At 47.8% G+C, this 7186-nt stretch carries 10 protein-coding genes; all 10 read left to right on the top strand.

Annotated features, from left to right (window positions below; all coding sequences use genetic code 11):
• Positions 1 to 149 precede the first annotated feature (149 nt).
• The 10 genes from ACEW8P_RS18180 to ACEW8P_RS18135 all read left to right on the top strand — a co-directional run bounded on the left by ACEW8P_RS18180 (position 150) and on the right by ACEW8P_RS18135 (position 7077).
• On the top strand, positions 150 to 488 hold the full coding sequence (locus ACEW8P_RS18180; protein ID WP_373514495.1) for a hypothetical protein: 339 nt from the start codon (positions 150 to 152) through the stop codon (positions 486 to 488).
• Positions 489 to 663: 175 nt separating this feature from the next.
• Positions 664 to 1125 (top strand): (2Fe-2S)-binding protein, encoded by a 462-nt coding sequence (locus ACEW8P_RS18175; RefSeq protein ID WP_373514494.1) that lies wholly within the window; start codon positions 664 to 666, stop codon positions 1123 to 1125.
• Positions 1126 to 1128: 3 nt separating this feature from the next.
• Entirely contained in the window at positions 1129 to 3282 is a 2154-nt protein-coding gene (locus tag ACEW8P_RS18170) for a molybdopterin cofactor-binding domain-containing protein (protein WP_373514493.1), read from the top strand.
• 137 nt (positions 3283 to 3419) lie between these two features.
• Positions 3420 to 4337: a type II restriction endonuclease gene (locus tag ACEW8P_RS18165; protein ID WP_373514492.1), complete on the top strand. Its 918-nt coding sequence runs from the start codon at positions 3420 to 3422 to the stop codon at positions 4335 to 4337.
• A complete protein-coding gene (locus tag ACEW8P_RS18160) occupies positions 4334 to 5248 on the top strand; it encodes a DNA adenine methylase (protein WP_373514491.1) in 915 nt (304 codons plus the stop codon). Before ACEW8P_RS18165 ends, ACEW8P_RS18160 begins: the two co-directional genes overlap by 4 nt.
• Positions 5249 to 5487: 239 nt before the next feature.
• Positions 5488 to 5736 (top strand): hypothetical protein, encoded by a 249-nt coding sequence (locus ACEW8P_RS18155; protein ID WP_373514490.1) that lies wholly within the window; start codon positions 5488 to 5490, stop codon positions 5734 to 5736.
• Positions 5733 to 5918 (top strand): PIN domain-containing protein, encoded by a 186-nt coding sequence (locus tag ACEW8P_RS18150; RefSeq protein ID WP_373514489.1) that lies wholly within the window; start codon positions 5733 to 5735, stop codon positions 5916 to 5918. Before ACEW8P_RS18155 ends, ACEW8P_RS18150 begins: the two co-directional genes overlap by 4 nt.
• Complete coding sequence (locus ACEW8P_RS18145; protein ID WP_373514496.1) at positions 5914 to 6180, top strand: PIN domain-containing protein; 267 nt, start codon at positions 5914 to 5916, stop codon at positions 6178 to 6180. Before ACEW8P_RS18150 ends, ACEW8P_RS18145 begins: the two co-directional genes overlap by 5 nt.
• 265 nt (positions 6181 to 6445) lie before the next feature.
• Positions 6446 to 6670: a hypothetical protein gene (locus tag ACEW8P_RS18140; protein ID WP_373514488.1), complete on the top strand. Its 225-nt coding sequence runs from the start codon at positions 6446 to 6448 to the stop codon at positions 6668 to 6670.
• Entirely contained in the window at positions 6670 to 7077 is a 408-nt protein-coding gene (locus ACEW8P_RS18135; RefSeq protein WP_373514487.1) for a putative toxin-antitoxin system toxin component, PIN family, read from the top strand. Before ACEW8P_RS18140 ends, ACEW8P_RS18135 begins: the two co-directional genes overlap by 1 nt.
• The last annotated feature ends 109 nt before the right edge of the window (positions 7078 to 7186 follow it).

The following is a 7186-nucleotide window of genomic DNA, read 5'->3' as shown; positions in this document are numbered from 1 at the left end:
TGGAAGACGAGCCGACGTTTTTTGACAAAGTAAAGGACGCGCTGCCCTTTGACTTTCCTACCAAAGAAGAACGGCAGGAAAGGAAAAAGAGCCGGAAAGAACGCCGGGCGGAAAAACGCGCAGAGCGAAGGCGGGATAGCGAATAAATAATGAGTTGGAGACTGGGCGAAATTAGATTTGATGTCCGCTCATTAATCATTATTCTGTATTTTTACGATACTTCACTCAGCAAGACACCCCTAACAACAATTGACATGGTCGCCGATACACTTAGAAAACATCAGACTTTTTTCTATGACGAAAAAGGAAATCCAGTTATGGTGCAGCTTGATCTAAAAAACAAGGTTGTGAGAGAGGCCTACGAAGATTGGATGGACGCCAGAGAAGCGACGGCCAGAGAAAATGACGATCGTCGGCCATTTGACGAATTCGTTGAAGAGTACTTGGGTAGCGAGGAATTACAAGCTCATCATTTTGAACAAAGCTGAAAAAGAGATAAGAAAGCTGCCGCAAAACTTTGGCAAGAAAGTGTACAGAAATTGAAGGTAGACTGAACTATCTGGTATGCTGTTCTATTATTATAGGCAAAAGCCCGGCAGCCAATAAACTGATTCCCAACAAAATTCCTTAATTTAGCCCAAAAACTAAACAAACCAATACATCATGGCCCAATACAACTTGAAAATCAATGGCCAAACCTACAAGGCGGATGTCGAGCCGGATACGCCGTTACTGTGGGTTTTGCGCGACAGCCTCGGGCTGGTCGGCACCAAATATGGCTGCGGTATCGCGCAGTGCGGTGCCTGCACCGTCCACGTCAACGACTCGGCCACGCGCTCCTGCGTACTACCCGTGTCGGCAGTCGGCGACTCCAAAGTGACTACCATCGAAGGACTTTCTGAAAAAGGCGACCACCCTGTGCAGGAAGCATGGAACGAGGTTGATGTGCCGCAGTGTGGCTATTGCCAGGCGGGACAGATCATGACCGCCGCCGCGCTTTTAAAGCGGAACGCCAAGCCCAGCGACAAGCAAATCGAAAACGCTATGAACGGCAATATCTGTCGCTGCGGTACCTACCACCGCATCCGCGAAGCCGTGAAAGTAGCATCCACTAAAACCAACTAAGCCATGTCCAACCTGACCAACACCAACCGACGCGATTTCATGAAGCTGGCGGCCACGGCGGGCGGTGGCGTGCTGCTGGGCTTCCACTGGCGCAACGCCGACGCCAAACCCGTCGTCCTCGACGCGGCGGCGGAAGCTGCGGCCCCGAGCCATGAATTCAACAGCTATCTGGCCATCGCGCCGGATGGCAAAATCACCATTTTCTCGCCCAATCCCGAAGTAGGGCAGGGCATCAAAACGGCCTTCCCTATCGTGGTGGCCGAAGAACTCGACGTGGACTGGGAACAAGTTCACGTGGCCCAGGCTCCGCTGGATACCGAAAAATTCCAGCGGCAGGTGGCGGGCGGAAGCGGCTCCATTCCGCATTCGTGGAAGCGGCTGCGGCAGGCTGGGGCCACGGCGCGGCAGTTGTTTATCAATACCGCCGCCAAGCGCTGGGGTGTGTCACCCGAGCAGTGTACTACCGCCAGCGGCGCGGTACTGCTCACGGGTTCCAAAAAGAAACTGACCTACGGCGAACTCGCCGAGGAAGCCGCCAAAATGCCCACGCCAACCGACGTACCGCTGAAAGATCCCAAGGATTTCAAGCTGATCGGTACCTCTATCCGCAACGTGGATAACCAGGGCATCATCACGGGCAAGCCGCTGTTCGGACTGGATTTCACTCGTGAGGGAATGCTGTTTGCCGTGGTCGAGCGTCCGAAGGCGTTTGGCATGAAACTCAAATCCGTCGATTCCGCCGCTGCCAAGGCCATGCCCGGCATCACGGACGTCGTGACCTTCGACAACAACGTCGCCGTGGTGGGAAAGTCCACCTGGCAGGTAATGAAGGCCCGCAAGACATTGAAGATCGACTACGAAAAAGAAGCCGATCTGGAAAGTACCAGCGATCACGACCGGATTTTCGACGAACTACTGAATTCGGACAAAAATACCGTCCGCCGGAAAGAGGGCGATGTGGACAAGGCGTTCAAAGGCGCGGCGAAAGTCATCAAGAGCGAATACCAGTGTCCGTTCTTATCGCACGCGCCGTTGGAACCGATGAACTTCTTCGCCCATGTCCGTGCCGACGGCGCCGAACTCGTTGGCCCTACGCAGACGCCCGAGCGCGCGCAGGGCGAAGCCGCCAAGTACCTGGGTATTCCCAAAGAAAAGATTACGGTGGAAATGACCCGCATGGGCGGTGGCTTCGGCCGTCGTCTGGCCGCCGACTTTGTGATGGAGGCGGTGAAGGTATCGGCCCTGACCAAAGCACCGATCAAACTGATCTGGTCACGCGAAGACGACATGACGGGCGGCGACTACCGTCCGGCGGTGAAGTACCGCTTCGAAGCCGCCCTCGACGCCCAAGGCAATATGATTGGCTACAAGCTGCGCGGCGCGGGCATCAATGCCGGCAACCCGACGCGGGAAAACAACTTCCCGGCGGGCGCGGTAGACAACCTGCTCATCGACTCCGCCGAACACAAGTCGGCCATCACGACTGGGCCGTGGCGCGCACCGATCACCAATTTCCTGGCCTACGCCGAGCAGTCGTTCCTGGACGAAGTGGCGACCGCCGCCGGAAAAGACCCCATGCAGTTTCGCCTGGAACTATTGGAAAAAGCCAAAACCGCCCCGGCGGGCGACGTACGCTACGACGTGGATCGCATGATCGCCGTGACCAAACTCGCCGCCGAGAAATCGAACTGGGGCAAGGACAAATCCAAAAACCAGGGTTTCAGTTTGTACTACTCGCACCTGTCGTACGTCGCGCAAGTGGGCGAGGTGGAGATGAAGGCGGGCAAGCCGGAACTGACCAAGATCATCGCCGCCGTGGACTGCGGCATCGTCATCAACCAAAGCGGTGCCCGGCAGCAGGTCATGGGAGGCGTGGTGGACGGCATCGGCCACGCCATGTACAGCCATCTGACTTTCACGGAAGGCGTCCCCGACCAGGCCAATTTTAATAATTACCGCCTCATCCGTATGCAGGAAATCCCCGAAGTGGAAGTGAATTTCGTGGACAACGGCATCGACCCCACCGGCCTCGGCGAGCCCGCCCTGCCCCCCACGGGCGGCGCAGTGGCGAACGCTTTCTTTAAAGCTACGGGGAAGAGGCTGTATAGGCAGCCGTTTGCGGAAAATTGGAATACGAAGGAGAAGGTAGAGAGTTGACCTGTTTTCGGATTAGATAAGAAAAGCCCGGTTTCTTTTGAAGTCGGGCTTTCCATTATAATTTTAAGGCTTGTCAATAGATTATGTTGCTGAGTTAAAAATGATTTTATACGATGCTGACGTCAAATATTCGATAGATGAATTCAAAGGAGAAAGAAAATCACAAGTTAGAGTTCAAGAAAAATCTCGACAGGTTTACTGAGGAATTAGAAAAGTATGTTTCCACTGAGGAAGGTGACTGGTCTGTAAAAGGGTTTATTGACATCTACAAAAATATTTATACCATTTCATCAGATACGAAAATTGTTTCTAAGATTCTCGAAATACATATATTTCCTCAGATTTTAAAGTTCTCAGAAAAGATTGGATACAAAGTAATATTAACTGAACATCAGAATTATTATCCTGATTTGACCTTTGTTAAAAAGGGAAAAGAAGAGGTAAAATTTGCCGTTGACTTAAAAACGACCTATCGAAAGAAAAGTGGAGTTTCTAGTTTTACCTTGGGAAGCCATGGTAGTTACTTTAAAGAACGAGACAAGAAAAAGAATATTCAATTTCCTTATAGTCAGTATTCTGGACACTTCTGCTTGGGAGTGATTTATACCAGAACGGACATGAGTGACGATGCCTCTGAAACTGAGATTTTTCAGGTTCAGGAACTCCAAGAAGACTACGATACACCCAATACGAAGGTTGGAGAACGCGAAGTAACGACAGTCAAAAATCTGAAATCTATTACTTCTGTAATTAAAGATTTTGAGTTTTTCGCGGCCGAAAAGTGGAAAATCGCCAGCGATAAGCAGGGATCAGGTAATACTGCTAACATTGGCGCGACGCTCAGTATTGATGATTTGCGAAACGAGAATGGGACATTCAGTCAGTTGAGTGAAGAATGGTTTGATGAATACTGGATAAATTACGGATCTGCCACGATGGTAAAGGACGGTAAGCCTACTAAGATCAAAACTCTAAGAGATTTTTTGGAATTCAAAGGAAGGACTGATCTTTGGAATAAAATTGTAACGAGAACTTCAAGAAGCACTAAAAAATGAAAGTCATTATCCCACCAATAAAAAGTCAAGGTATCAAAACGAAGCTTGTTCCCTGGATTATGGAGCTTGCTCCGAAGGTCGAGGGTAGATGGATCGAGCCCTTTTTGGGGACAGGTGTAGTCGCTTTTAATTCAGGATATAAAAAGGCGATCTTAAACGACACTAATCCACACATTATTAACTTTTACAGAGGTCTTCAAAAAGAAGAAATAACACCGTCTTTAATGAAACATTTTCTTGAAGAAGAAGGTGAATTGCTGAGCGAAGCCGAGAATAACGGATACGAACACTATCTAAAAGTTCGAACCCGTTTCAACAGCGGTATATTTTCTCCTTACGACTTTATTTTTCTGTCGAGAGCAGGCTTTAACGGAATGATGCGTTTTAACAAAAAGGGACATTGGAACATTCCGTTCTGTAAAAAACCGGATAGATTTGCCCAAGCTTACGTAACGAAGATTACAAATCAAGTAGCAAAAGTCTCTCAAATAATTCAAAAAGAGCCTAGCTGGACATTCTATAATACCTCGTTTGCCGATATTATTCCTTTAGCAACAGAGAAGGATATTATTTACTGCGATCCGCCCTATTATGGTAGGCATGTCGACTATTTTAATGGCTGGACAGAGCAGGATGAAGAAATATTATTTATTTTATTAAGTGAAACGAAAGCAAAATTTGTTCTTTCAACTTGGCACCACAACGACTGGCGTAAAAATGAAATGATTGAGAGATTTTGGAATAAATTCAACGTAGTGACTAAGGATCATTTTTATCATAACGGTGGGAATATTGAAAATAGACGCACCGTTGTAGAAGCTTTGATTTGTAATTTCGATACCGAGCATTTTGACCAGCATAATCACGGACAGAAAGAAAAGGTGGAGCAATTAGAGATTGATTGGGCGTAGGCAATCCTGAACTTTGATCGGCGTTGCGCGGATTCGACACGCTCATTCGAGGCAGCCTTAACGGCAATAAACCAGATGTTGCAAAAGGATTTTAATCATCTGCCAAATGAGGATAGCTGATAAGGGCAGTCACCCGATGACCCCGGCATCACCCCCTCGCTAACCCCGATCTGCGATCGGGCGTTGCATCACCTAGCGTTTGAAACGCGATCCGAAAAATAAGGTTTTACGAGAAAAATGTGCGTTTTAAATGCTGTTCGTATAATAAAAAAAACCAAAATAGGACCATAATCCGTCAAAACAAAAATATCATCATCGAAGCCAGCGACTCCATCGACATGGAAGCGGTGCAGAAGGTAATCGATTACATCAACATTCTTGAAACTACGGCCAAAAACCAGGGTACCGAAGAGCAAGCTGCTGAATTGGCTCGCGAGACAGAGGCTAATTGGTGGAGAGACAACAAAAGCCGCTTTCTGCCCGCATGATCGTTGTTGTCGATAGCAACATTCTTTTTAGCGCGTCGATCTCTCCGAACGGCAGGATCGCCGAAATTTTATATAGTCCAGTCCCGAATGTCGATCGCATCAGTTGTTATTACGCCTTTGTTGAACTATTCAAGCATCAGCCCAAAATCCTGCAACTGTCGAAGCAGCCCATAGCCCATTGACAACGTAATCAAAACGCTGTATTCCATCCTGCAACAGGTTCGCTTTGAAAATGAAGCCCTGATCGAATCACAGTCTTGGGAAGAAGCTGACAGGTTGACCAAAGGTGTCGATAGTTTCGACATTAGCTACGTGGCACTCACCTTGCAGACGGGCGGCTGGCTCTGGACAGGAGATAAAAAACTAACCACGCATTTGCGGGCGATGGGGTTCGAAAGAGTCCTTAACACCGAGGAATTGTTTCAAATGATTATCGCCCGCTAATTCTGATTTCACGTCTATGTAAATTAGGTAACGACAAATCACTTGATAATTACTCTCCAGCTGACCCCGATCTACGATCGGGCGTTGCATCACCTCGCATTTGCAACGCGATCCGGTAAATAGGTTTCTGCTAATCCTGTAATCCTGCTCTGTGATCGAGATGGTCTTACGACCGCTCGGTCCGGCACGCTCAGAGTAATAGAGCAAAATGCTGTAGAAGCCTCGGTTTTCAAGAACCGGGCCTTTTTTCTTATCTTGCTGGAAAGTGAAAGACACGATTGATATGGTAACTAGTTCAAGACTTAATCCCATGCAGGAAAGCCTGTTGCGGCTATTTGACCGCGATATGTCGGAAGAAGAAATATTGACCCTAAAAAAGGTTTTAGTGAAGCACTATTCTGAGTTGCTCAGAACCGAAGTCGAAAGGGTGGTAGAGGAGAAAGGCTATACGCAGGAGGACTTTGACCGGATGCTAAATGAGGATAGCTGATGAGGGCGGTCATCGATACCAATTGTATTTTGGCCTCAATACCGCCGAAAGGAGATTATTATTGGCTATACGAATCCTTTGAAAAGGGGCTTTTCGATTGGGTAATTAGTAATGAGATTCTAACGGAATATGATGAGAAGATATCGGAGCGATATTCGAGAGAAACGGCGCATTTGGTTATAACAATACTTCTTTTTGCGCCGAATACGATACTTGCAGAACCCTACTTTCGCTGGCAGCTCATTGAAAGCGATCCTGATGACAACAAGTTTTTTGATCTATCGATCGCTGCCGAAGCTGATTACCTAGTCACAAATGATCGAGATTTCGATGTGGTCAAAAAGGTAGACTTTCCCAAGGTAAATATTGTCAGTTTAACTGAGTTTAAATTGATACTGGAATTATGACAATATTTGAACGTAAATAAGTCGCACAACGCTGTTGAGCTTTCCTTCACGGAAAATAAGATGACTGTTTTTCTGAATGAAGGCAGGGAATTAAGCGTGCTGTTGGAGT

The organism is Persicitalea sp. (assembly GCF_041751555.1).
GTDB lineage: Bacteria > Bacteroidota > Bacteroidia > Cytophagales > Spirosomataceae > Persicitalea.
This window is presented reverse-complemented; position numbering and strand designations above follow the sequence as displayed.